19 protein-coding genes are annotated in these 24624 nt (G+C 58.7%); 9 read left to right on the top strand and 10 right to left on the bottom strand.

Features of this window, described 5'->3' with window-relative positions; all coding sequences use genetic code 11:
- Positions 1–74: 74 nt before the first annotated feature.
- From DFT_RS05970 to DFT_RS05955, 4 genes are read right to left on the bottom strand one after another with little or no spacing between them, the layout of a single operon-like run.
- On the bottom strand, positions 75–1088 hold the full coding sequence (locus tag DFT_RS05970; RefSeq protein ID WP_054030333.1) for an NAD-dependent epimerase/dehydratase family protein: 1014 nt from the start codon (positions 1086–1088) through the stop codon (positions 75–77).
- Positions 1085–2596: a B12-binding domain-containing radical SAM protein gene (locus DFT_RS05965; protein ID WP_054030332.1), complete on the bottom strand. Its 1512-nt coding sequence runs from the start codon at positions 2594–2596 to the stop codon at positions 1085–1087. The genes DFT_RS05970 and DFT_RS05965 overlap by 4 nt, the downstream gene beginning before the upstream one ends.
- A 26-nt stretch (positions 2597–2622) precedes the next feature.
- Positions 2623–3195, bottom strand: coding sequence for a hypothetical protein (locus DFT_RS05960; RefSeq protein WP_054030331.1), 573 nt, complete (start codon positions 3193–3195; stop codon positions 2623–2625).
- Positions 3196–3234: 39 nt separating this feature from the next.
- Positions 3235–6594, bottom strand: coding sequence for a CHAT domain-containing tetratricopeptide repeat protein (locus tag DFT_RS05955; RefSeq protein ID WP_054030330.1), 3360 nt, complete (start codon positions 6592–6594; stop codon positions 3235–3237).
- A gap of 311 nt (positions 6595–6905) precedes the next feature.
- Here DFT_RS05955 and DFT_RS05950 point away from each other — a divergent pair, with 311 nt between their 5' ends.
- The 7 genes from DFT_RS05950 to DFT_RS05920 all read left to right on the top strand — a co-directional run bounded on the left by DFT_RS05950 (position 6906) and on the right by DFT_RS05920 (position 14008).
- Positions 6906–7559 (top strand): TetR/AcrR family transcriptional regulator, encoded by a 654-nt coding sequence (locus DFT_RS05950; RefSeq protein WP_054030329.1) that lies wholly within the window; start codon positions 6906–6908, stop codon positions 7557–7559.
- On the top strand, positions 7528–8415 hold the full coding sequence (locus DFT_RS05945; protein ID WP_076750411.1) for an SAM-dependent methyltransferase: 888 nt from the start codon (positions 7528–7530) through the stop codon (positions 8413–8415). The genes DFT_RS05950 and DFT_RS05945 overlap by 32 nt, the downstream gene beginning before the upstream one ends.
- Before the next feature lie 35 nt (positions 8416–8450).
- Entirely contained in the window at positions 8451–10010 is a 1560-nt protein-coding gene (locus tag DFT_RS05940) for an ABC transporter substrate-binding protein (protein WP_083453356.1), read from the top strand.
- A gap of 62 nt (positions 10011–10072) precedes the next feature.
- Entirely contained in the window at positions 10073–11026 is a 954-nt protein-coding gene (locus tag DFT_RS05935) for an ABC transporter permease (protein ID WP_054030326.1), read from the top strand.
- Between the two features lie 31 nt (positions 11027–11057).
- On the top strand, positions 11058–11972 hold the full coding sequence (locus DFT_RS05930) for an ABC transporter permease (protein ID WP_054030325.1): 915 nt from the start codon (positions 11058–11060) through the stop codon (positions 11970–11972).
- A 26-nt stretch (positions 11973–11998) separates the two neighbouring features.
- Positions 11999–12967 carry an ABC transporter ATP-binding protein gene (locus DFT_RS05925; protein ID WP_054030324.1) on the top strand — a complete coding sequence of 323 codons (969 nt, stop codon included), beginning with the start codon at positions 11999–12001 and terminating at the stop codon, positions 12965–12967.
- Between the two features lie 15 nt (positions 12968–12982).
- Complete coding sequence (locus DFT_RS05920) at positions 12983–14008, top strand: oligopeptide/dipeptide ABC transporter ATP-binding protein (RefSeq protein ID WP_083453355.1); 1026 nt, start codon at positions 12983–12985, stop codon at positions 14006–14008.
- A gap of 33 nt (positions 14009–14041) precedes the next feature.
- Here DFT_RS05920 and DFT_RS05915 read toward each other — a convergent pair whose 3' ends face one another.
- From DFT_RS05915 to DFT_RS05885, 6 genes are all read right to left on the bottom strand, one after another.
- On the bottom strand, positions 14042–14641 hold the full coding sequence (locus tag DFT_RS05915; protein ID WP_054030323.1) for a MarC family protein: 600 nt from the start codon (positions 14639–14641) through the stop codon (positions 14042–14044).
- 40 nt (positions 14642–14681) lie between these two features.
- Complete coding sequence (locus DFT_RS05910; RefSeq protein ID WP_054030322.1) at positions 14682–15131, bottom strand: HIT family protein; 450 nt, start codon at positions 15129–15131, stop codon at positions 14682–14684.
- An 88-nt stretch (positions 15132–15219) separates the two neighbouring features.
- Positions 15220–15840 (bottom strand): NAD(P)H-dependent oxidoreductase, encoded by a 621-nt coding sequence (locus DFT_RS05905; protein ID WP_054030321.1) that lies wholly within the window; start codon positions 15838–15840, stop codon positions 15220–15222.
- 41 nt (positions 15841–15881) lie between these two features.
- Positions 15882–16496, bottom strand: a complete 615-nt coding sequence (locus tag DFT_RS05900) for a LysE family translocator (protein ID WP_054030320.1) — start codon at positions 16494–16496, stop codon at positions 15882–15884.
- Between the two features lie 223 nt (positions 16497–16719).
- On the bottom strand, positions 16720–17892 hold the full coding sequence (locus DFT_RS05895; RefSeq protein WP_054030319.1) for a M24 family metallopeptidase: 1173 nt from the start codon (positions 17890–17892) through the stop codon (positions 16720–16722).
- Positions 17893–18455: 563 nt separating this feature from the next.
- Positions 18456–19991 (bottom strand): 4-hydroxyphenylacetate 3-hydroxylase N-terminal domain-containing protein, encoded by a 1536-nt coding sequence (locus DFT_RS05885; protein WP_054030318.1) that lies wholly within the window; start codon positions 19989–19991, stop codon positions 18456–18458.
- A gap of 447 nt (positions 19992–20438) precedes the next feature.
- On the opposite strand from DFT_RS05885, the gene DFT_RS05880 reads away from it, so the two are divergent.
- Together DFT_RS05880 and DFT_RS05875 are read left to right on the top strand one after the other, a co-directional pair.
- Positions 20439–22583: a sigma-54-dependent Fis family transcriptional regulator gene (locus DFT_RS05880; RefSeq protein WP_054030317.1), complete on the top strand. Its 2145-nt coding sequence runs from the start codon at positions 20439–20441 to the stop codon at positions 22581–22583.
- 311 nt (positions 22584–22894) lie between these two features.
- Positions 22895–24541 (top strand): fatty acid--CoA ligase, encoded by a 1647-nt coding sequence (locus tag DFT_RS05875; RefSeq protein WP_054030316.1) that lies wholly within the window; start codon positions 22895–22897, stop codon positions 24539–24541.
- The last annotated feature ends 83 nt before the right edge of the window (positions 24542–24624 follow it).

The following is a 24624-nucleotide window of genomic DNA, read 5'->3' as shown; positions in this document are numbered from 1 at the left end:
CCAGAAGGTGCCCCAGAAGGTACCATAGAGGAGACTGCAACAGGTAGCCCGCAGCATGGCCCTCGTGCCTGGCGTCAAGGGCTATCAGGCGCTTGAGATCCGGAATTTCGGAAAAGATCCAGAGGGCCAGCCGGGAACGGCGCCTCCCAAGGCAGGCCCCACCCGGCGGAATCGATCCCGCCGGGTGCCCTGGTAATTTCTTCCACGGTCGCGGCCATAGCCTCCTCCACGGGCCGCAGCGGCGAAAATCCGATCTCGTCGCGAATCCTGCGGGTATCGAGCACCACGTCGCCTTCGAAGTAGTAGGGAATCCTTTCCGGATGGGCCCCATCGCGTACCAGCACCCGGGTCGAAGCGCGAACCATGCGCGCCGGCCGGCCCACCAGCCCGGCGATAAGTCCCACATAGCCTTCGAGGGTGAAGGGCTCGTCCCCGGCATTATAGGCCCGACCGACCGCATGGGGACTTTCGAGCAGGGCGCACACGGCCCGGGCCGCATCGGCAGCAACCAGATTCTGGCACAGGTATGGCCGGGGCGGCACGACAATCGTTTTATCCTTTAGGATCTGTCGCAGCAGATAGGCCTCGCGGGAGTGTGGATCGTGAGGGCCGAATACGGCGGGCAGCCGCAGAGCGGTCCAGGGCAGCCGTTCGGTGGGCTGAGAAAAGAGCAGGCGCTCGCAGGCCGCCTTGCCGTACCCGTATTCATGCCGGGGATCGTCTTCAAGCGGCGCGTCTTCCTGGACGGGACAGGGCAACGGCCATCGGTAAACGCTCAGGCTGCTGATGTGCACCAGACGCCCGATGCGCCCACCAAAAGACGCCACCACCACCCGGGTCTCTTCGGGGCGGTAGGCCGTCACGTCCACGACGGCCTCGACGTCGATGCCCGCCAGGGCGCGTGCATAGCCGGCCGGGTCACGACGGTCGGCCGTCACCCGCTCGACGGGGCTGGAACAGCGCACCGGCGTCACACCCCGGTTGACCGTCAAGACGCGACAACCCTTTGCCAGCAACGCCTCCACGATGGCAAGGCCGATGAAGCGGCTCCCGCCCAGTACGGCGACGCTTTTCAACCGGCGGCTCATGCGAATCCCATCTCTCGCATGGCCTGATATTTGGGCAGCACATTGCTTTCGGGATCGAACAGAAAAAATCCCGGGAAGACCTCCTCGTGGGCACCGATGAAATCGTAATAGGCACGGTAGCGACCGGGCACCGAGTTCCAGGTGTCCACGATCTCGTGGCCCGTCACCACGTAAATGGGCACGAGTTCGGGCACCAGGGCCAGCGCCCCCCCATAGGTGCCCTGGCGGTACTCGCGATAGATATCGGTCTGGGGCAGCATGGAGAGCAGCGAAGGCAGCACCGTGACCCCCATCTGGCGGAACCGGGCCATCTGCAGGGCCGTCTGGTAGAAATCTTCCATCTCCTCGAAGGGGAAACCCCAGATGAAAAAAGTCTCCACCGACTCGAAGATCCTCAACGCCGCGGTCACGGCCCCAAGGGCGTCCCGGAAGCGAAACCCCTTGACCACGCGCTCGAGCACGCGGTCCGAACCCGACTCGATGCCGAAGCGCAGTTGGGTGCAGCCGGCTTCCGCCATCCGCCGCATGGCGCGCTCGGTGACCAGGTTCACCCGGCCGTAGCACTTCCAGCGCACCGAAAGCCCGGATTGCGCCAGACGGTCGCAGAAATCCAGCATCTTCGCCTCGCTCGAGTAGAAAAACTCGTCCTGGAAGAGAACGGTCTTCACGCCGTACGTTTCGTGCAGCAGCCGGATCTCGGCGATGATGTTCGCGTGGCTCCGGTAGGTGGTGCGGCGGTCCCAGATGGGGGCGACGCTGCAAAATCGACAGGCGTAGGGGCATCCTCTGGAAGAAATGAGGCCGAAGGCGTCGTAGGCGGAGATGTCGAGACGATGGTAGGCAGGCAGCGGCACGTCGTCCAGATCGCCGATACGGGGCGCCTTTCCGGTGTATTGCACCGTTCGGTCGGGGTGCCGGTAAAAGATGCCAGGCACACTGCCGATGCGGCCCGGGTCGCCCAGAGCCGGCAGGAGCTGCGGCAGCGTATGTTCGGCTTCACCTTGAACGACCGCATCGATCCAGGCGAAGCGTTCCAGAATCGACGTTTCCACCCCGAACGGTCCGACGCCCCCCAACAGGATCGTCTTTTCCGGGTGGCGTTGTTTGAGGCGCTGTGCCACCAGCAACGTGAAGGGCAGCAGGTTGGCCATGCAGGAAAAACCGACCACCGTGGCCGTGTCGCCGATGTAGTCCAAGGCCGTTTCAAGATCGAAAGGGTCTGCGCCGGGCCGCGTGCGGGGCAGGAGCTGGTAGTCGACCAGATCGACCCGAAATCCCTGCCCCTCGAGCACCGCGGTGAGGTACAGAAGCCCCAGCGGCGGATGGGACTCGTAGTCGATCCGTCCCTCGAGGCGAATGTAAAGCAGGTTCATGTTCACCAGGGTGATGTCGGCCGAGCCCCCCTGACGCACGGCGGCCGCGGGCGCGGGCCGAAACTGCCCGGCCCCGCTTCCCCCGCCCCCCGGCCGCGCCCCGACAATGGGGATGCTGCAATGATCGTTGTTCATAGGAAACGCTTCCCAAATCTCCCTTTTTAACCGCGCACACCGGCAACGGCGCTGGGGGTTCGGACTTCGTGCTTTTTCTTGATTTGCTGGATTTTGACTTTGATCTTTCCATAGGCGTCGTCAACAGCGTCGCGCGCCTTGACCTCCACCTGCTCCACCTCGAGGATCATGGGCTCGGGGGTCACGCGCGTATCGGTGAAGTCGGCCGTGTCCGAGGTCCGCACCTTGAAGTAGACCTCCTCCGTGCCGAGCTTCCTGAGTTCGAAATCGAGCGATCCCACCCCGTCCTCACCGATCCGGCCCTGGCCGTCGGGCACAGGGACGTAGCTGTCCGCATCGCCTGTGGTGCTGTACAGCAGACGAAAATAGACCCCCGGCTGTCCCGCTACGTTCATGGTGACCCGGTCGGTCTCCCCCTGGCGCAGGAGCTGGATCACCTCCTGCTTCAACGCCTCATCGGTAACGGCGGCCCTGGGCTTCCCCTGGGCCGGCTGCGGCTCTCTGGCCAACTGGTCGTCGGCGCAGGCCAATGCCGGTATGGCGTAAACAGTGGCCAGCAAGGTCGGTATCAATTTCTTTTTGTCACGTTGCTTCTGCATGTGCTGCTCCTTTCAAATCGGAAAACGTCACTTGTTTGTCTATTCCCCGTACATGACAAACGCCGCCCAGAAATAGGGGTGGCGGTATCGCGTCTTGAGCATCTCGCCCTTGGCGGCGCGGAGCGCTTCGCTCTTGCCCACACCCTTGACGATCATACCATCGTAAAACCGCGTCATCAGCTCCCGGGTGGCGGTATCGTCGACGCTCCACAGGCTGACCACCGCGGCCGGGCTGCCCGCGTAGATAACAGCCCGTGTGAGGCCGGTAATGCCTTCTCCGCGCTCCACCTTGCCGAGGCCTGTGCGGCAAGCAGACAGCACCACGAGTCTTGCGTTGAAGCGCAAATTCATCATTTCCCCCATGGTGAGGAGGCCGTCTTCGCCGGCCCCCGGGATCTGACTGAAGGCGACGGCCTGCAATTCCGGTGTCACGATACCGTGCATGGAGAAATGGATATAGCCATACTGGTCCATCTCTTTTCCTTTGGCCACCTCCTCGCGCGCATCTGCGCGCAACAAGGCTTTCCCGCCGTGTTTTTCGCGGAACAGGCGCTCGATGGCCCGAACCTCCTCTCCGCTGCCTTCGAGACGGCTCAGCCGGCCCCCCAGCGCCGCATAACGGGTGTTTAAAAGGCCGGCCGGGACGCCGCGCCCGGCCAAGTCGGCGCAGCCCTCGGGTTGGCCCTGGGCAAAACTGGCATAATCATATACCGGATCACCGAAACCCACAAACCCATCGCCCGATGCCTGGCGGCTGCGCCCGGACCGCAGAAGGGCCAGGATGGTGGCCGACTGCACGTATTTAACGGCGTGCTGCTCGAACAGGTAGGATCGCCGCCCCTCCTTTCGCACCACCATCGCCTCGAACGGAAAGAGCGCCAATATGCCGTCCGGCACGATCACCAGGGTTCGGCCCGCCATCTCTTTCTCAAATGGTTTCAACAAAATATCGTAAAGCTCGCCAGCCGACGGTCGGTTATAACCTTCCCCCCTGGCCAATCCGTTGTTGAGGTTGTCGACCAGCGCCGCCACTTTGTCGCGAAGCTGGGGCGCATCCACGGGCAACCGGGCCACCTGAAATCCCTGGGGGGTGATGACGAAACAGTAGACCTCCCGGGCGGCGACGAAATACTCGATGAGAATTTCGTCAGCGGCCAGCACCCCGGACTGCAACTCGCCCACCGTTACGGGCACCGGGTACTCAACCGCAGCGTAGAGGGGATTTTGCATGCGGATCTGCTTTTTCAGCCGGTCCAATGCCGCCTCGAGCCGGGCCATATGTGCCTTGGCGGCGGCCAGCGCCTTCTCGTCCGGAGAGGACTTGCGATATTGGGCCGCGATCTCGTCGGTTACGGCCGCCAGCTCGCCTTCCAGTTTGTCCCGCTGGTCCCTGAGCGCCGGATCGATCCCCTTGTGCAGCTCAACGCGCCCCTCGGCCAGCTGGTCCAGAAAGGTGCGCGCCTTCATACGCTCCACGTAACCCAGCGCGCGCTCGTTCATCCCCCGGGAAAGGGCGAAGCACGCGGCCTCCTCATACCGGTCATACACCTTGCCCATGAAGGCCTTGCGAAACTCCGGAAAGCCCGCTTTGGCCCGCACGGCTTCTAACCGGGCGACGGCCGCCTCGTAGAGATCGGCGGCCTGCTCCGGCCGCCCTTGCCGCGATGCCACGCGCGCCTTGTCCATGGTGGTGAAGGCTTGGGATTCTACATCGCCGATCCTTTCAAATGCGCGCAGGGCATGATCGTAGTCCGCCTCGGCCTCGGCATGCCGCCCGGCAGTCTCGTGAAACCGTCGCGCCACGAAACGGTGCGCGTAGCCCGCCGACTGCAAATCCCCGATCTGGTCCCAGAGATCGAGTGCCTCCTGGAAGGCCGCGAGCCCCTCCTGCTCGCGCCCCAGCAGGGCCAGGGTCAGTCCGCGGTCGTGCAGGGCGAGCCCCTGCCACTCCATTTCCTGCATGGCGCTCCCCAGCGCGAAGGCCTCGTCGGCCCGTCGCAGGGCGCTCTCCAACTCTACGACGGCCGCCCGGCCTTCCAACAGAACGCCTCGTTCTCGATGCATGCTGGAAAGGGCCCGCAGCACATAGCCCTGGCGCCAACGATCCTGCGCATCCACGGCCATGCCCAATGCCTTCTCTTCGTGGGAAATCGCTTCACCATACTTATCGGCAGCCCGTTCCGGTGCTCCCGCGACCGCATCCGCCGCAGCCAGTTTGGCCGTGCAGAGTCCCAGGTGGTTGCAGGCACGCGCACAGGCCCGCAATCGGGCGTCGGGCGAGGCAATCCCTGCTGCGCTCGCCAGGGCCGCGCGGTGGTAGCCGATGGCCGCCGGGTAGTCGCCCAGCATCCGGTGGCAGTAGCCCAGGTAATCGTTGAATTCGGCTATGCCGGCCGCGTCCCCGGCCTTTTCGGCACACTCGAGGGCGAGGCGGTATGCGCCGTAGGCCCGCTCGTAATCGCCCGTGGCCACGTAAACATCGCCGAGCTGACGCCGGGCCCGGGCGGCCTCGGTCCAGAAAGACGGTGACTGCAACAGCTGCGCGGCTTCAAGATAGGCTTCGCGGGCCTGTTCGAACTCTTTTCGGCGCTCGTGCACATCGCCCAGATCGATGAGGGCCTGTCCCTCGAGCAGACGGTCCGGTGCTTGCCGGCCCAGCGCAAGGGCGCGGCGGTGCAGCGTCAGCGCTACCGCGTAATCGGCCAACCGGCGGCTGGCCTGTCCAAGGAAGTGCAATGCAAGGCCCTGGCCCGCGACATCCCCTATCCGGACAAACATCTCCAGCGCCGCACGACCAGGTAAAATCACATCGCCGTACCGCCCCTCGTCGAAAGCCGCCATGGCCGCCTTGAACCGGGTGTCGGCCTCGATTTTGCGTTCATGATCGCCCCGGCGCCAGGATCTGTGTCGCCCGACCTGCGACTTGGGGAAGGGGTCGTCGAGCAGCGATTCCGCAAGGCCGGCGGCAGCCGCCGCGTGCGCCACGGCCTTTTCAGCGTCCTGTGTACGGGAATCCACGACCGCCCGGGAGTGGTTGGACAAGAACGTGTCGACCAGGGACCGGACCTTTTCCGGATGGGTCCGGACCAACCGCGCCAGGGCCGACTCATCCTTTTGGGCAAAAGCACTCTCGAATCGAGAGCTGAACTGCGGAAAAGAGAAAAGCGCCCCTTCATCGGCCCAGGTTGGAGTGCCGCAAAGCATCCCGGCCAGCGCCCAGCAGAGCGAACGGAGAATCAACCCTACAGGAAGACGATGGCCCATCACATTCACCGCTTTGCCACCGCCTGCAATCATGTCGGTGACCGTTTTGCGGGTGAAGCCGGCACCCATCTGTGCAGGCCCAGCGCGGGGGGACGTCTGCAAGGGTCGATTGAAAAGCCGGTTCAGCAGGCCCACATTTGACCTCCATTTATCAGGCCAGCCTCCGGGCTCGGCAGCGGGCCATTATTTCTTTGTCAGAAACCCTTCGTGAAACACCGCCGTGCCAAAAAGACGCATGGGGAGTCGTCAAGCCTCTCTTATCACGGATCAGGGATCGACGGCTATCGGTATGTTCGCAGCGGGTGTGATCCATTCGATTGCCGCACTAACTGTAGGATTACCCGCTGACCCGATCATTTTTAATTTGACACCGTCAAACGGATTCGTTACACAACACATGTAATGTAACAACTGTTGTTTATAAATCTATTGCACACAGGAACCGCATGCCCCCCAAACCGCGCTTTCAAACAGAGGATATCATCGATGCCGCCTTTGACATCGTCCGCAAAGAAGGGTGGAACGGACTATCCGCCCGGGCGATCGCAAAGAAGCTCAATTCATCCACCCGACCGATCTACTCTTATCTTGAATCCATGAAAAGCCTCGAGGAAGAGATCGTTAAAAAGGCCCTGGCGTTGTTCAATGAATATCTCTCTTTAAAAGAGACCGGGGACAAATGGCTCGATCAGGCTATCGGATATGTCAGGTTCGCCATCGAGGAAAAAATGCTGTTTCGCTGCATCAACGACGAGAAGCATGCCGTTTTGCAACGCAAAAACACCCGTGAGATGTGGGAGATATTGAGAGCCGAACTTGCCAATTACAAGCCGTTTGAAAATCTGTCCCAAACCGAGGTGGATCGTATACGGGTGATGCGCTGGATTTTTGTCCATGGCATTGCGGCATTGATCAACAGCGGATGGTATTCGTCTCAGGAAATCGACTCGGAAATTTTTTTGAAGGAAATGAATATCAAGTTGCCGGATGTCCTCAATATGGCCAACCATGTGATTTACGAGGGGTTCAAAGATAAAAAAATCTTCGAAAAGCTGAGGATAGGAAATCATGAGGCGCCTGAATCCAAGCCGGACAGCTGAACACAACGCCTTTCTCAGAGCGGTGGAATCCCTCAGACCGACCGCTGAAAGAATCTGCATGGATCCCTATGCCAAATACTTCCTTTCCCCTCAATTGATGGCGCTTTATCACGATGCCGAAAAATGCGAACAGCTGATCCGACACTGGGAAGAGATCGTGCCCGGGGTGTGCGGCGCCGTATTGGCCCGTTTCAGGTTCATCGATACTTACCTGTGCAAATGCCTTGACAGCGGTCTGGAGCAGGTGGTGATCCTGGGGGCCGGATACGATACGCGTGCGCTTCGATTCAAGCAACGGTTCGACAACCGGGTCAAAATTTTCGGGTTAGACCATCCGGCCACCCAGGCGGTAAAAATCCGATGCCTCAAAAACATGCGCGCTGCCTTTTCAAGTCCCGTCGTTTATGTGCCCATTTGCTTCGAAACGGAAAAATTGGACGAAAAGCTGTTTGAAAATGGATTTCAAAAAGATCTCTATACGCTATTCATCTGGGAGGGCGTCACCTATTACATTCCGCACGAATCCATAGATGACACCCTTCTTTTCATTTCCAGAAATTCAGAGCCGGGCAGTGCTGTGGTCTTCGATTATCTCCCGTGCTCCGTGGCCGAAGGGACATGCCTTAAACCGGAAGCAAAGGGGCTCAAGGAGAGCCTGCAACATTTTGGCGAGGATATCGTTTTTGGGATCGACCCCGGACGGATAGGGGCATTTCTCCACTCGAGAGGATTTATAGGGGTGAACAGCATGGCCGGCGACGAATTCTGGCGGAACTGCCCGAAAGGTCGTCACCAGGATCGTTCCGTTTCGGATATTTTCATGTTTGCCCATGCACGAGTAAAACCAAAACCTTGATCCAGCCGAACCTTTCCAAAGAAGGAGGTCTGCGCATGAACGAAGCATTGGGACAAAGGAGGTCTTTGGGAACACGATCCAGGCATTATCTATTGGATTTTGTAGTTGTTCTGATCTTGCTTGCCTTCTTGCCGCCCCTGTCCCAGGGGGCCGGAGACAAAAGCGGCGGGACGCTTTCATTCGGCGCGGAGAACGAGTTTGCCGGGTTTGACGTGATCAAAGCAAGTGGATTTGCCATTTGCGACGCCGTTGTGATGAATACGGTCATGGAGCGACTGTTCGATGTGGACGACGCGGGTGATCTGATTCCAGCCCTTGCCATATCCGCGAAACCGTCCAAAGACGGACAGTTGTGGAACATATCGTTGCGGCAAGGCGTCATCTTTCACGACGGGACACCCTTCGATGCCGATGCGGTTGTTCAACATTGGTCCAGGATGTTGAATCCAGCAAACCGGTTTCGCGGCCGTTCCTTTTTTGAGCCGATTCAAGCGGTGTCGAAGGTCGATGCGTTTACGGTCCAATTCCAACTGGCCCATGCGTGGCCGCCGTTTCCCAAAATACTTTCCGACACCCGGGGCCTGAGCATGTCCATCCCCTCGCCGAAATCCGTCGAGGAAGACAATCAACTGCGCGCCCCCGTGGGGACCGGCCCGTTCATCTTCAAGGAGTGGGTATCCGGCGACCGGCTCGTCGTGAAGAAAAACCCGCACTATTGGCGGAAAGACAGGCCCCACCTCGACGAGATCGTCTTTAAAATCATGCCGGATCACCAGACGCGCTTCGTCAGCCTCAAATCGGGCCAGATGGACCTCATCTGGATGGATCGCGGCACCATTATCGACCAGGCAGAGAAAGATGCCAGCCTGGTGCTTTACCAGGGTGAAGGAAACGGTGCGGAGATATTCGTCCTGAACACGGCCAAACCCCCATTCGACGACCCGCGCGTTCGCCGGGCCATTGCACATGCCTGGAATCAGGAAGCGTGTGTGGCCATGAGCTATAAAAATGCGATTCCCATGGCGCTGCATCCCTTTGGGCAAGATATCGACTGCCAGGATTCGGACTATCCCGGTTACGATCCGAAAGAGGCCAAACGGCTCATCGATGAATACGGCAAAACCGTGGAAATAGAATGCCTGCACTCCAACACGAAGCGGGGAAGTGAGCAAGGCGAGCTGTTACAGCGCTTCTGCAAGGAGATCGGTGTGGTGGTCAAGCCGGTAGGATTGAGCTTCGGGCCGGTCATCAAAAAAGTCATCACCAAGGATTATCAGATATCCACCTGGCGCATGCCTTCCGCTACGGATATGGGACCCCTGCTGTTTGGGGCTTTTCACTCCCAAAGCCGAAGCAATGTGTCCGGCTACAGCAACCCTGCCGTGGATGACCTGCTGACGGCCCAACGCATGGAAATGGACGTTCAGAAACGCAATCGGATGCTGTGCGACATTGCCGGGTTCATTAACCGGGATGTCCCCATCATCTACCGCGGCGGCAGGCGATTTCATGTAATTGCCAAACCGGAAGTAAAAGGAATCCCGGCGATCAGAAACGGCGTCGTCCAGCTTTCAGCAGCCTGGTTTGAAAAATAGCGGTTTTATGGTACTGGCGGAACGAGGCCGGACACCCAGGCCACCAGACGCCGGACATTGAAATGGCCAGACACGCGATCAAAAAGCTTCTGCGCCTCGTTTCGGTCCTGTTCGCGGTCACCGTGCTCACATTTCTGATGGTGGATGCGTTGCCCGGAGATGTGGCCTATGAGATTGCAGGCGAGGAGGCCACCATCGAGGGGGTGAAAGCCATCCGCGAGGCGCTGGGGTTGGACCGGAACATCCTGATCCGGTATGTCGATTGGCTCTCCAGTGCCGTCCAGGGCGATTTGGGGATATCGCTGCGCACCAAGGAGCCGGTTGCCGACGCTATCTTCACGCGTCTGCCGGTCACCCTCGAATTGATGCTGATCTCCCAGGTGTTTGCCCTGGCGCTGGCCATTCCCATCGGCGTCATCAGCGCGTACCGATCCCGGTCCGGGCTGAACAAAGTCTTCGGCGCCGCGGCGTTCGCCTGCATGTCGGTCCCCGCGTTTGTCATGGCCCTGGTGTTGATCTACATTTTTGCCCTGACGTTCGGGTGGTTTCCGGCCACTGGTTTTGCCCCTTTTTCGGAAGGTTTGCTCACGAACCTGCGGTCGCTGATGCTGCCGGCGGCAAGCCTGGCATTGATGGAATGGGCGCCCCTGATGCGGGTCTTGCGAAGCGACATGATCGCAACCCTTCAGGAGGACTTTATTTTGTCGGCCAAGGCCAAGGGGCTTCCGGCACGCAAAATTCTGCTCCATCATGCGCTCAAACCGTCTTCGTTCACCTTGATCACCATCCTTGGCATTCAAATCGGCCATCTGGTCGGAGGCGCCGTGATCGTGGAGACCATTTTCGCCTTGCCGGGGATCGGGCGTCTTCTGGTCGGCGCGATTTACAGCAGGGATTTGAACATGGTGCAGGGCTGCATTCTGTTGATCACGCTGGGTTATGTGACCGCCAACTTTCTGGTGGATGCCCTGTATGCGGTTCTGGATCCCCGCGTAAGGGTGCAGACGGATCGATAAAGCGACATCTTTCAACAGCCAACGAGGGCAAATGACATATCCCCTCCAGAGCGGCGCATCCGCCATTATCAGGCCGATGCCCCTATCTGAAAAGCTCGGCATCGGGTTCTGGCTTTCAGTGGGCTGGATCGCCCTGGTCCTCACCTGCGCGGTTTTTGCCGATGCCTTTCCGCTACCCGGATACGATGATATGGACTGGGGAAATCAGGCATCACCGCCGGGCGCCCGCACGGCCACCATCATTGCCGACAGCTCGACAGTGCCTGCGCACGCTCACCTGTTCGGCACAGATACCATGGGCCGCGATATCCTGGCCCGCTTGATACACGGCAGTCGAATTTCCCTGGCCGTGGGATTGATCGCGCCACTGATCGGGCTGGTGATCGGCGGCATCATCGGCATGCTGGCCGGTTTTTACAGGGGGCGCACGGAGACGATCGTCATGTCGGTCATGGATGTGATTCTGGCCTTTCCGGGCCTTGTGCTTCTGCTCGCCGTCTATTTCCATCTCGGACCAGGGCTCGACCATATGATCTACGCCCTCGGCTTTTTGACGATTCCCGCATTCGCCAGGGTGGCCAGGGCCAACACCTTGAATTTTTCCCAGCGTGAATTCGTAACGGCCGCCCGGGCACTCGGGCAAAACGATGTCCATATCCTTGCAAGGGAGATCCTCCCCAACATCATGATGCCCATGGTGGTCTATGCCCTGCTGATCGTATCGTACATGATTGTGGCGGAAGGATCGCTGAGCTTTCTCTCCCTCGGTGTGCCGCCCCCCATACCGAGTTGGGGCGGCATGATTGCCGAGGGCAAGGAGATGCTGGACGAGGCCGTCCATATCAGCCTCATTCCCGCCCTGGTCATGTTTCTGACGGTTCTTGCGTTCAACCTGGTCGGCGATGCGATCAGGTCCCTGATCGACGCCAGGGACGGACAGCTTTGAATTCACCGGGCGGAAAGGACGGGCCGATGCTACTGTGGGTCAATCGTTTGGGGGTCCGGATACCAACCCCTCGCGGGCCGCTCAACCCGGTCGAGGATGTCTCGTTTATCCTTGAAAGAGGAGAAACGTTGGGGCTGGTGGGAGAATCCGGCTGCGGCAAGACCGTTCTTTGTCGCGCCCTGCTGGGATTGCTGCCCACTGCCGCGACGTTGTCGAAGGATGCCGAAATCATCTTTGATGGACAGGCTCTGAATCGGCTGCCGGATCGCACGCTCAATCGAATCAGGGGCCGTGAAATCGCCATGATTTTTCAAGATCCCATGACCGCCCTGAATCCGGTCATGTCCGTGGGCCGACAGGTGGCCGAGCCGTTGGTTCACCATTTCGGCATGCCGGCAAAGGAAGCCATGGGAAAAGCGATCCGACTGATGGCGTCGGTCGGAATCCCCAACCCGGACCACCGGGCGCGTCAGTATCCTCACCAGTTATCCGGCGGGCTCAGGCAGCGGGCCGCCATCGCCATGGCCCTTGCCTGCGAACCCAAACTGCTCATCGCCGATGAGCCCACGACCGCGCTGGACGCGACGATTCAGGCGGACATATTGGATCTGCTGAATGATCTTCAAGGAGAAAAACATATGGCCATGATTCTGGTTACCCATGATCTTGGCATGGCAGCCGGAAGAACCCGGAACATTGCCGTCATGTATGCGGGTAAAATTGTGGAAACGGCAACCACCGGCGAGCTCTTGGCGAACATGCGGATGCCGTACACCCGGGCCCTGTTCGACGCCATTCCCCGGCTGGAAAACCCGACGCATACGGTCCTGAACACCATCGACGGGCAACCGCCCAACTTGATCGATCCGCCCACAGGATGCCGGTTTGCGCCGCGCTGTTGGCGTGCGAGCGCGAAATGTCGCGTCGAGGCGCCGTTGCTGTTGCCGGACGACCCGGCCGCCCATAGGACCGCGTGCTGGCATCCTTTGGCGTGATCGCCGGATGCCAGCATGTCTAAAGATGAATTTGGAGCCCCTGTTTTGGCATTGGAGACACATCCCCCATCATTCCGTCTGCGGATCGATGCAGCGCCGATTCTGGATGTGCGACATCTCCGGGTCGAATACCGCATCGGCAGGAGAAGAAAACTGCCAGCGGTTTCCGGCGTCAGCTTCGACATCCGGAGAGGAGAAATCCTGGGGCTGATCGGTGAATCCGGGTGTGGAAAGTCTTCTATCGCCAGGGCCGTCATGCAGCTTCCGCCGCCCACATCCGGCAAGGTCCTGCTGGAAGGAGAAGACCTGACGACCTTGCCCCAAAAACGCCTCCTTCGACTCAGGCCGAAGTTTCAAATCATTTTTCAGGACTCTGTTTCGGCCTTGAATCCCCGTCGCCGAATCGGCGAGGCCATTGCGATGCCCCTGCATATCACAAACAGCGGCCGCCCATCCGAAAGAAGGCAGCGGGCGCGGGAAATGATGCGTCAGGTGGGCATCGACCCGGAGAATGATTCTCTTCGGCCCTTTGAACTGTCCGGCGGACAGTGCCAACGAGTTCAGATCGCACGGGCCTTGATCACCCATCCGCGGCTGTTGATCTGCGACGAACCGGTGTCATCTCTCGACGTGTCGGTGCAGGCCCAGATCATCAACCTGTTGGATGCGTTGCGTTGCCGATACGGCCTGGCGATGCTGTTTATCTCCCATGATCTGGCCGTGGTGAAAAATATTTGCGATCGTGTTGCCGTCATGTACATGGGCAGACTCTGCGAAATCGCCGCCTCGGAGGATTTGTACCACTCTCCGCGCCACCCCTATACCGCAACCCTCCTGGATGCGGTCTCACGAATCGATAAACCCCAGGCCTTAGCCAGCGGTCGGACCGTGGGGGGAATCATTACACCGCCCGAGAACCCTCCGCAGGGTTGTCGTTTCCAGCAAGAATGCAAAAGGAAGCAAAGGCTTTGCAGTGAAACCGAGCCAGAAATGAAAGAGGTTCAACCCGGCAGGCGGGTCGCCTGCCATTATACCTTATAAGCCCTTGAGGATATGTTTGCGGATCGATTCTCTTTAATTTCCAATCCCCAGAAAACCCTGAACACCGGTCATGATCATCTGGGCCGCCAAGGCCGACAGCACCAACCCGGTCAATTTGCTCAGGATGGCGATGCCCCGGATGCCCAGGCCGCGCTGGATCAGAGAGCCAGCGAGCAGCACCGCGCCGATGCAGGCCACCGAGGCCAGAAGCGCCAGCACGCCCATGACCTTCTCCGGCAAAGCGGTCAACTCCGCACCCAGGACGAGCAGTGTGCCCGTGGTAGCCGGCCCCACGATGATGGGAATGGCCAGCGGTACCACCGTCACGTCGCCATCGGGGGTCGTCTTGGATGCCGGGGTTTTGCCCTGAACCAGCCCGATGCCCGAAAGCAGAAGCAGCACGCCGGCGCCGATGCGGAAGGCGTCCAGGGTGATGCCGAAGAGGGAGAAGATCTGCCGGCCGGCGAAAAACAGTATGAGACAAATGGCGGCCACGGCCACTGTTGCGGTCAGGGCCAGCTTCCGGCGGCGGGGCTCGTCATACTCCTCGGTCAGACTGAGGAACATGGTGAGTGCGAAAAAGGGCGTGAGTACAAAAAACAGCTTGATCCACAGGCTCAAAAAAAGCGCCATATCGATTCATCCATTCTCATGAATTTACGGGGGTAAATTGTTACGTTGCCTGTTCACTCGGGCGGCCCGCCGACGTCTCCGCGATCGCCGCCCGGATGCGAGCGGCATAGCGCTCCAATTTTTCCCGCGGCGGATGCTTGGCCGGCCAGGTGAGCCCCACACCGTCGTCCGCATGCCGCGGCAGGACATGGATATGGAAGTGGGACACCGTCTGCCACCCAGCCGCCTCGTTGGCCTGAAGCAGCGTCATCCCGGCGGGCTGCATGGCCTTTTTCAGCGCCTGGGCGATGCGCGTGGCCGTGATGAAGGCGGCAGCCGCCTGGGCGTCGTCTATATTATAGATATGGGCAACGTGGGATTTCAGGGCCACGATGGTATGCCCGGGATTGACTTGGCCGATATCCATGAAAGCCAGCGTCAGCTCGTCCTCATAGACGACGTTGGCCGGCACCTCCCCTTTGACAATCCTGCAAAAAATACACTCGTCCACGCTTCCCTCCCAACGCCTGGCTTTCGTCTTCCATTTTAACCGGCTATCCCGCTGCAACTGCGTTTTCCTGCGATAGTCCCAATTGCCGTCAACGTTCCCCGACTTCCCTCCCGAGCTCCGTTGGATAATACCGTTGGACAATTTCCTCGACCTCGCAGAGCCAGGCAGTTCGTTGTCGTTCGTTGCTGGTCACGATGATGCTGAAGGTTCTTCTGAAAACCTCCGAAACGCCGCAAAGACCGAAAATGCAGTTCCGCCAGAGGGTTTCGAGCGGGTCTTTGAATACGTCGCGCTCCCTGGTGGATTCGGTGTTGGCCGTGTTGAACACCAGGGCGGATGTTGCCCGGAGTAATCCAACGGGTACGCCCTCGCCGGCGTCGCCTTCGAGGAACGCATAGGCCACACCGGGTCTGATGACCCGATCGATCCAACCTTTTAAAATCGCAGGCGGCTGCCCCCACCAATTGGGATGCACGATGATGATGCCGTCTGCCGTCGCGATCTCGTCGCAATGCATTTGGATTGCCGCCGGTAGTTGAGCAGCTCGCGGGATTTCATCCGCCGGGAGTATCGGGTCGAATTTCTCGGCGCACAGATCGTGGAAAAAGACGGTGTGCCCAGTTGCAGCGAGGACATCGCGGCATCGCCTGGCAATGGCTGCGTTGAAACTGTCTGGATCCGGATGGGCCAAAATGAGTAAGATTTTCATCAAGAACCTGCGCAAAGGGGGTATACGTGTCGCTCTTGTTTCTATTGCTCTGTCAGGGCCAGTTTTACGCCCAGGGCAGCGAAAATGGCAGCAAACGATCTTTGCAGCCAAGTGGCGACGTTCGTGGAGTTAACGATATAGGTGCGGACATAATGAGCCGAAATTCCGTATAGAATAAATACGACCAGGGTCATCGCCATGAATGCGGCACTCAGGATCAACATCTGGATCATGGGGGATGATACATCCGGTGAGACGAACAGCGGTAGGAACGCCAGGAAAAATATGGATAATTTCGGGTTGAGGATATTGATCAAGAAGCCCTTTACAACGATTTGCCACAGAGTTCTGGTCGATTCGGGTGAGTTGACCTGCAGCGACCCCGTTTCACGCCACATGGACCAGGACAGATACAGGAGATAGGTTACGCCCGCATATTTAACGACCTGAAAGGCCAAGGCGCTCATGTGGAGGATGGCGGACAGCCCCAGAATACTTGCCGCCAAATGGGGGAGAATGCCGGTCGTGCAGCCGAATGCGGCGGCGATGCTCGATCGCCAACCGCTGAAAAGCCCGGTGGAAACCGTATAGATCACACCCGTACCGGGTATTAAAACGACCACTAGTGAAGTCAGCAAAAACTCTGTGCTGAACATGTAGCTACCCCTTTCTGTTGTCAGAATTTCTGAGATGCATCTTTCAGTATTCTCTGGGTCGACTCACTGAACCAGCAATCCAGGAAAATCTCATTCCGGGATTTATAATTCTTTTCATATTTTTCCCTTATTGCCTCGGTACGAGAAGATTTGATGGCGGCAAATGCGCGCGTACCGGATGCAGACAAACCGGCTGCTTTTTCCCATGCTGCACGAGTGGCTTTTAAAAGACTTCGCCAAGCTCCCTGGCACTTACTGTGAGAATTTCATTCCCGTGCCTTCCGACCAGTACCGTATCCTCCAGTTTCATGGCGCCCGCCTCTTCATCCAACAGGTGCATCTCGATGCCCAGTATGTAATTTTCCAGGATCTTTGCGCTGCTGCCGGCGGAAATGATCGGGGGCTCGTTGATTTCCAGGCCGAGTCCGTGACCGATCATATGACTTCGCTTTCCATTTCCGAAGCTCAGGAATTCTGCAGCGACCTTCAGCTTCTCGGCCTTCTCCATCGCTGTGCGGTAAATATCGTCCCCGCTCATTCCGGGACGGATACCTTCGATGACGGATTCATGAATCTCCTTCAGTGTTTCATATCTATCCCTGAGCCTTGAGCCGCATCGGCCAAGGAAATAGGTTCTGGTCTGATCGGCATGGTATCCATTGACGAACGTAGGGATATCGACCACTGCCATATCCCCGACTTCGATCCTTCTCATTGAAGGCCCCACAGGAACGGACGGACTGAGCCCTGCGCCGGTGACGGAATAAACAACGCCGCTGAATTTCCTCAGGTTCGGGCCAGATCCGATCGGGCCTCGACTCATGAAAAAATCAGGAAGCCTCATAAAAAAGACCCCTTCATGCCCGGCAAGCCTGTGGGCATTTTCGACGGCGGCGGCCAGCTCGAGTTCCGTGACGCCCTCCCGCAGCGTGGAAAGCACTGCCCTGTGTCCGGCGTCAATAGCCATGCAGGCTTTTCTAATCTGTTCAATCTCATATGGATCTTTTGTCATCCGCTGTTCGAGGACCATCGGCGAAATATCCGAAAACTCCCATCCTTCAAAGATTTTCTTGTACCCGAAATACTGCTTTGTCGGCAGGATATCCAGTTCCGTCGCAATCTTTCTGTTTTTCAAACCCGAACAGATTTTCGCATAGATGGTTTCGAGGCGCCGTTCTTCGTAAATATGTTCTGTGCTGATAAATACGTCTTTTATTGCGAAATCATATCCGCTTCTGACGAACAGAAAATATTGGTCCGGCAAAACAAGCAGAAATGATGGTTGAGCGGTCCCGGTGTAGTAATAAATATCCCTTGAATAGAATAGCAGCGCGCAGCCCAGTCCTTCACCGTCTATTTTGCCTTGCAACTGTCGGATCCTGTCCTGGCTAAGCATGAGGCCCTTTCTTTTACGCATAACCGACTTGTTTGCAGTCTTTCAGATTTCTGTGGGTAATCGTCCTGGCAACACCCTGCAAATCGGCTCCTTGTGTTGTTCTCTCAGTTCTTATCCACGTAGCGAGTATCATCTGGTTCTGGGAATCACTCTCAAAGCCTGATGACGAGCTGTGGGGGGCAATGATCCTCGCCGTCCCGACCAGCGACATGTTGGCCGTTCAGCTTGGATTATTCTAAATTCTCCGCATCGGCCAAGTCTTGCGGACGACCAGTAGCCCGTTTATTATGCTTCAGATTTTGAAGATCAATAAAATTTATTTTGAGACCTTTGATATCAACCTCAACCCTTGCTTTATAGCAGTCCTCAAATTTTATTTCTTTTAAGGACGTCAAAATATCGATTCTGTTCGGAGGATAACCAAGTTGGATAATCTGGTCGCTTTCAAGGAAATCTTCGGGGTTGAGCCCCAATGATCCAAAACCAAATTCTTCGAGCGCCTTAATAACCTTATCGGCATTTTCCGGTGAGAGCTCAATCCATACATCAAGATTTGAGGTGGCCTACTTCAATGCTTTGGGAAAGCTGACATAGCTTTCGTCCACGGGCGGCATAGGCACATCCTCGGCGCTCACCAGGCGGCCGTAGGTGGGGTCGTCCTGCCAGCCGTCGATGTGGGCGGCGCGCTTGGCGGCAGCCTTGAGTTTGTTCCAGTCGGCGCTTCCGTATAGGTGCATCTGTTGGGCGGCCATGGAGCCTTCGCCGTGGATGGTGTCGATCTGCCAGTAGTTGCAGGTTACGTCCTTGATCAGGCGCATGAGGCGCAAGCGGTGCTCGGTGGGCACCCCGTCCACGGCGCTGAGATACTTTTCGATGTAGGGCTGGATGTCGCTGTTCTGCCAGTCGCGGTAGGCCGGCACGGTGGTGCACAGGCCGCCGGCGATGTCCTGCAGATGCTGGCACATCTGGTGGAAGTTGCTGGCGAAGGTGAACTTGGCGGCATTGATGGACATGGGGTTGGGCATGGCCACCTCCATGCCGAACTCCTTGACCGGGTCGATGCAGGCGGCCTTGCCCAGCTCGGCGGTCATGTGAGTGATCATGGCCATCCAGGCCAGCTTCTTGCGCACATGGTCGACCTGGGCCACACCGTTGTAGTCGGCCACCAGGGCCGCGGCACCGGTGATGGCCTCGAGCTTGCCGATCATCTTGCAGGTGCCGAAAAGGCGGTGGTAGCTGCCGAAGGCGTAAGCCAGTGTGCGCGAGAACTGCCACTCACCGCACATGAAGACCCGCTCCCAGGGCACGAAGACGTCGTCGAAGACGATCAGGCACTCGGTGGGCTGCAGGGCGCTGGTCTTGGGGTAGTCGAAGAGCCCTTCGGCGCCATAGGTGCGGGTGACCGGCTCCACGGCCAGCATCTTGACCCCCTTGGCGTTGCACGGCACGGCAAAGGCCAGGGCGTAGTCCTTGTCCGCCTCCCCGTGCGTGCGGCACGGCGAGCAGAGCAGTTCGTTGGCGCAGGGCGAAGCGCTGATGTGCACCTTGGCGCCGCGCACCACGATGCCCTCCTTCTGGCGGTCGACCACGCGCAGGTAATAATCGGGGTGCTGCTTCTGCTGGGAGGGGTGCAGGCTGCGGTCGCCTTTGACGTCGGTGATGGCGCCGGTGATGCCCAGGTCCTGCTTCATGAGTATCCGTCGGTAGTTCTCCACGCGCGCCGAATAGTCGGTGCCCAGGGCCTTGTCCATGGCATTGGCCGTCACGGTGAAGGCGGCCAGGGCGTCGGCGCCCATGCAGTGGAGCAGCACCCCGCCCCCGGCGCGCATGGCCGTGGCGAAGCACTCCCTTCGGCGCAGAAGATCTTCGGAATTCCTGGGGGCGGTCAGCAGGTAGTTAACGTCTTCGCCGTCCTCGTCCTGGGTGACGAAGAGGTGTCGGTAGTCCGGATGGTGGGGCAGCACGTAGTCCAGGGCCGCGATGCGGATGATGCCGCTGAGGGTGGGGTGTGTGCGTACATCCTTGACCTTTTCCCCCATGCACCACATTTCGCGGCCGTCGTCCAGGCTCTCCAGGTATTGTTCGACTGTTCTGATCATGGCGGTCTTTCCTTTCTTTGGGTCGATCGGGCAGGGTGGATTTCTACAGCGTTCGGGTTTCCACAGGGCGGAGATAGACCCCACCCCATCACTCTCGGAGCCCAAAAAGCCAACACAAAAAAATTCCGAACGCTCGCTCGGAAAACAATAGCAGGTTGCCGCCGGAAATCAACCTCAAAAATTGAACCACCATCGAAAATCCAATGTCCTTTCCGGACGGCGCCGTCAAAATTGGTCTTGCATGCCGGGGTGCTTTTTGAGATGGCTTAGTAGTCGCAAGCATAAATACAGCGGCATTCGATGGCCGATGCATCCCGTCCCGACTGCGTTGCTCGGCGCTCAAATAGGCCCGCTATTCTCGCTTCTCGCGCCTTACGGGACGGGCGCCTCGACCATCTCGTTGCGTCACTGTATTTTTGCCCGCGACCACTTGGAAAAAGGAGCCCCATGAAACCCGCTTTCGACATCCCGGGCAGCGATTACTACGAGCAGCTTTTCGAGCATGCTCCCATCGGCATCCTGCAGACCCGGCTGGATGGCACGATCATCAATGCCAATCCGGCCATGGCCCGCATGCTGGGCTATGGGTCGGCCGCAGAATACATCGAGGCGGCCGGCCATTTTGTCGGCAACTCCTATGCGATCCCCCAGAGCCGCCAGGCCTTCGTCGAGACGATTCTGTCCCAAAATCAACCCTACATGTTCGAAAACCGTTTCCGCCGCAAGGACGGCACGGCCCTGCCCTGCCGCGTGCATGTGCGCACGGCCCGGCGGCCAGACGGCAGCATCGATTACCTGGACAGCTTCGTGCAGGACATGTCCCAGGAGATCGACATTGCCCGAACCCTGGAAAAACGGGAGGCGCAATACCGCAGCGTCTTTGAAAATACGGGCGCCGGCACCATCATCATCGAGCAGGACACGACCATTTCCATGGCCAACGCGGGATTTGCCCAGATGCTGGGTTTCACCAAGGAGGAGATCGAGGGTAAGATGACCTGGACGTCGGTGATCGCCGACGAGGAGGACCGCGACCGGATGCTGCGCTATCACCGTATGCGCCGCCACCACCCGGAACAGGTTCCGGTCGAGTATGAGTTCAAGTTGCGGGACAATTTCGGCAATATCAAAAATATCTGGCTGCGGGTGGGCATGATCACGGGCACCGACCGCAGCGTGGCATCGCTCGTCGACATCACCTCACTGAAGCAGGCCGAGCGCAACCTGCGTTCCAGCGAATCGAAACTCAGTGGCATCCTCGAGGCGTTCGGCGGGTTCGCCTATGCCTGTTCGCGGGATCGGCGCCTGACCTTTGCCAACAAGACCCTGCGCGCGGTCATCGGCCAGGAGTGTCTCGGCCTTTTGTGCCACGAGGCCATTTTCCGTCTGGACGCACCTTGCCCCTGGTGCGGCCAGGAAGAGGTGTTCAGGGGTGAAACGGTGCATCGCGAGTTCCTCAACCCCATCGACGGCCGCTGGTATTTTGCCGTGGGGTCACCGATTTTCGGTGCCAACGACGCGGTGGCCGAGCGCCAGACCGTGATCGTGGATATTCACAAGCGCAAGCAGGCCGAACTCGACCTCAAGGAAAAGGAGGCGCGCCTGCAGCAGGAGAACATCCGCCTGCGGGCCGCCATCAAGGAGCGCTACCGGTTCGGCGACATCGTGGGCAAAAGCGCGGCCATGCAGAAGGTCTACGAGTTGATTCTCAGGGCCGCGGCCACCGACGCCAACGTGATCATCTACGGCGAATCGGGCACCGGCAAAGAGCTGGTGGCGCGGGCCATTCACGATCTGAGCGAACGCGGCGGCCGTCGTTTCGTGCCGGTCAACTGCGGCGCCATCCCGCCCCATCTGATGGAGAGCGAATTTTTCGGATATAAAAAGGGGGCGTTTACCGGAGCGGATCAGACCAAACCGGGCCTGTTCGACTACGCGGACGACGGCACGCTCTTTCTCGACGAACTGGGCGAAATCAAGGAAGAGATGCAGGTCAAGCTGCTGCGGGTGCTCGAAGGCGGCGGCTATACCCCCATAGGCGGACTCGAGACCCAAAAAAGCCGCGCGCGCATCATCAGCGCCACCAACAAAGGCCTGGTGCAACTGCTGGAAAAGGGACGCATGCGCGAGGATTTTTTTTATCGCATCCACATCTTCCCCATCCAGCTGCCGCCGCTTCGCGAGCGCCGCGAAGACATCCCCCTGCTGGTGGATCACTTTCTGGCCAAGTACGGCAAGGAGCAGGGGGTCAACACCCTGCGCGGCCATGAGCTGGAGACGCTCATCAACTATGGTTGGCCGGGCAATGTCCGCCAGCTGGAAAATACGATCCAGCGCTACATGAGCTTTAACTCTTTAGATTTTATGGATTTCCAGGGCCAATCGGGCAGTGGGGGCACGGAAAATGTGCCGGTGACGGTGCGCCCGGGAGAAGGGCCGCTGCGCGATGCGGTTCAGGAGTTTGAACGGGCCTACCTCTTTTCCCTGCTCAATCGCCACCAGTGGAACCGCACGCGGGTGGCGTCGATTCTCGGTATCGAGCGCAAAACCCTCTATTTGAAACTGCGGAAACTCGGGATTCAAAACGAATGAACCCAGTGCGAGTTATTTATGACTCGTTTTGGGAAATTTTACGAAAAATTGCCTATTGCGTTTAATTTCAATAAATTATCGTTTAAATCGTTGGGCCGCCGAGTCATACGTGCCACACCCGCTCAACAAACTCATTTTGGGTCTCCATCGGCCTCTATCCAAACCTTCTGAAATATAAATAAAAAGCCATTCAAGAAACCGTTTCCGCCGTGCTGGCACTTTCCTTGCTGCACATCGTCCAACAGTATCACCCAATCCAATCAGACCAATAAACGCAACACACAACCAACCCATCTACCCAAGGAGGACGTATGCCCGCTAAACTGATCCAACCCACCCCTTCCGCTTATGGTTTTCCGCTGCTGATCAAAAATCTGCTGCGCACCCCGCTGATCTATTCGCCCAAGCAGGAAATCGTCTACCGCGACCAGATGCGCTACACCTATGCCGATTTCGGTAAACGGGTGGGAAAATTGGCCAACGCCCTGAAAAAACTCGGTGTCGAACCGGGCCACACCGTGGCCGTGATGGAATGGGACAGCCACCGCTACCTGGAGTGCTTTTTCGCCGTACCCATGATGGGTGCCGTGCTGCACACGATCAACATCCGCCTCTCACCGGAACAATTGATCTACACGATCAACCATGCCGAGGATGACGTCATCCTGGTCCATCATGAGTTTTTGCCCATGCTCGAGGCGGTCAAAGACCAGTTCACCACCGTGAAAAAGATCGTGCTGATCGCCGACGGCAAGCCAGTGCCGGCCACCAAGCTGACCCTGGACGGCGAATACGAGGACCTGCTTGAAGCCGCGGACAGCGAATACGACTTCCCGGATCTGGATGAAAACACCATGGCCACCACGTTCTACACCACCGGCACCACCGGACTGCCCAAGGGGGTGTTTTTCAGCCACCGCCAACTGGTGCTGCATACCTACGCCCTGCTGACGGCTTCCGGATCCTACGCCGCCCAGGCCAATATCAACTCCAACGATGTCTACATGCCCATCACCCCCATGTTCCATGTACACGCCTGGGGCATGCCCTATGCCATGACCTTGATCGGCGCCAAGCAGGTCTACCCCGGCCGCTACGAACCAGAGATGCTGATCCGACTCAAGCTGACCGAAAAGGTGACCTTCTCCCACTGCGTGCCGACCATTCTGCACATGCTGGTCTCCAGCCCCGCGGTGCAAAAACTCGATCTGAGCGGTTGGAAGGTGATCATCGGCGGATCGGCCCTGCCACGCGGTTTGTGCGAGGCTGCCTTGAAACTGGGCATCAACGTCTACGCGGCGTATGGCATGTCGGAAACCTGCCCGCTGCTGACCATCGCAATCATCAAGCCCCACATGAACGCCTGGAGCCAGGAAGAGCAGGTCAAGGTCCGCTGCCGCACCGGATTGCCGGTGACCAACGTGGTGCTGGAAGTCATCGACGCCAACGGCAAACCCATGCCCCACGACGGCAAGAGTACCGGCGAGGTGGTGGTGCGCTCGCCCTGGCTGACCCAGGGCTATTTGAAGGACAAAGAGCGCAGTGAGGAGCTGTGGGCCAACGGCTGGCTGCACACCGGCGATATCGGGTACATCGACGAGGAGGGCTACCTGCAGATCACCGACCGCCTCAAGGACGTCATCAAGACCGGCGGCGAGTGGATCTCCTCCCTCGAACTGGAAGACATCATCAGCCGGCATCCGGGGGTCAGTGAAGTGGCGGTCATCGGCGTGCCCGACGAAAAATGGGGCGAACGGCCAATGGCCCTGGTGGTTCCCAAGCCCGACCAGAAGGCCACCACCACCGATGAGTCAATCAGGAGCTTTGTGGCAAAATTCGCCGAGGATGGCACCATTCCCAAATTCGGCGTGCCCGACCGCATCGTGATCACCGATGCATTGCCCAAGACCAGCGTCGGCAAGCTCAACAAAAAAGAGATGCGGCAACAGTTCAAGTAGGCTGTCCGCAGGTTCAGCAAAGGTGCGCGCACGGGGTGGTCGTTTCGAGTTGACGCCAGTAGTAATACACACCACAAAAAAAC

This window comes from Desulfatitalea tepidiphila (assembly GCF_001293685.1).
Lineage (GTDB): Bacteria > Desulfobacterota > Desulfobacteria > Desulfobacterales > Desulfosarcinaceae > Desulfatitalea > Desulfatitalea tepidiphila.
Note: the sequence above shows the minus strand (reverse complement) of the source record. Positions and strands in the feature narration are given on the sequence as shown.